General features: G+C 52.1%; 1 protein-coding gene. It reads left to right on the top strand.

Features of this window, described 5'->3' with window-relative positions; translation table 11 throughout:
* On the top strand, positions 1–1,657 hold a 1,657-nt coding region (locus R7P67_RS23685; RefSeq protein WP_318086176.1), incomplete at both ends, for a tandem-95 repeat protein.

Raw genomic sequence — 1,657 nt, 5'->3', positions numbered from 1 at the left:
GTAATAGCAACATTCAAGTGGCGATCGTCAATGGTATTGCTACGTTCACTCCAACCGCAGACTGGAACGGCTCAGAAACCCTAACGTTTACGGCCACCGATCCAAGCGGCGAAAGCGTTAGCCAAACGGTGAACTTCACAGTAGCGCCTGTGGCAGACATCGTGGCAGACAACGCGACGGTTGTGGAAGACACACCAACCATCATCAAGGTTTTAGGTAACGACACGTTCGAAGGCGACGACAAATTGGTGTCGCTGGATAGCAATAACGGCCCAGCCAACGGCACGGTCTCGGTCAACCCAGATGGCAGCGTCACTTACACGCCAAACGACAACTACCACGGTACAGACAGCTTTACCTACATCGTTACGTCTGGGGGCGTCAGTGAATCCACCACGGTGAACGTCGATGTCACACCAGTGAACGACGCGCCAGTGGCGACCAATGACAATGCCGTTACTGACGAAGACACGCCAGTGACGATTGATGTTCTGCCAAACGATACTGACATCGATGGTGATACGCTGTCTATCCAATCGGCGTCTGTACCTGAAGCACAAGGGACAGTCGAGATTGTTGATGGTAAGTTGGTGTTCACACCGGCCGAGAACTTCCATGGTGACGCCGAAATCACTTACACCGTTACGGATGGTTCACTGACTGACCAAGCGAAAGTAGCCGTTACCGTTAACCCAGTAAACGATGCGCCTGTGGTTGAAAGCAACATTGCAGACCAAACCTTGGCGGAAGATTTCACGCCATACAGCATCGATCTGAATACCGCTTTCAGCGATGTGGATAACGTGGATAGTGAGTTAACGTTTAGCTTTTCTGGCAACAGCAACATTCAAGTGGCGATCGTCAATGGCATTGCTACGTTCACTCCAACCGCAGACTGGAACGGCTCAGAAGCGTTGACGTTTACTGCCACCGATCCAAGCGGCGAAAGCGTTAGCCAAACGGTGAACTTTACGGTTGCGCCAGTGGCAGACATCGTGGCAGACAACGCGACGGTTGTGGAAGACACACCAACCATCATCAAGGTTTTAGGTAACGACACGTTCGAAGGCGACGACAAATTGGTGTCGCTGGATAGCAATAACGGCCCAGCCAACGGCACGGTCTCGGTCAACCCGGACGGCAGCGTGACTTACACGCCAAACGACAACTACCACGGTACAGACAGCTTCACCTACATCGTTACGTCCGGTGGGGTATCAGAGTCCACCACGGTGAACGTCGATGTCACACCAGTCAATGACGCGCCAGTGGCAAAAGATGACATCGCTGTTACTGACGAAGACACGCCAGTGACGATTGATGTCCTGCCAAACGACACCGACATCGATGGTGATACGCTGTCTATCCAATCGGCGTCTGTACCTGAAGCACAAGGGACAGTCGAGATTGTTGATGGTAAGTTGGTGTTCACACCGGCCGAGAACTTCCATGGTGACGCCGAAATCACTTACACCGTTACGGATGGTTCACTGACTGACCAAGCGAAAGTAGCCGTTACCGTTAACCCAGTAAACGATGCGCCTGTGGTTGAAAGCAACATTGCAGACCAAACCTTGGCAGAAGACTTTACGCCATACAGCATCGATCTGAATACGGCCTTCAGTGATGTGGATAACGTGGATGGCGAGTTAACGTT

Source organism: Vibrio sp. Vb0937, from assembly GCF_033338855.1.
This window is presented reverse-complemented; position numbering and strand designations above follow the sequence as displayed.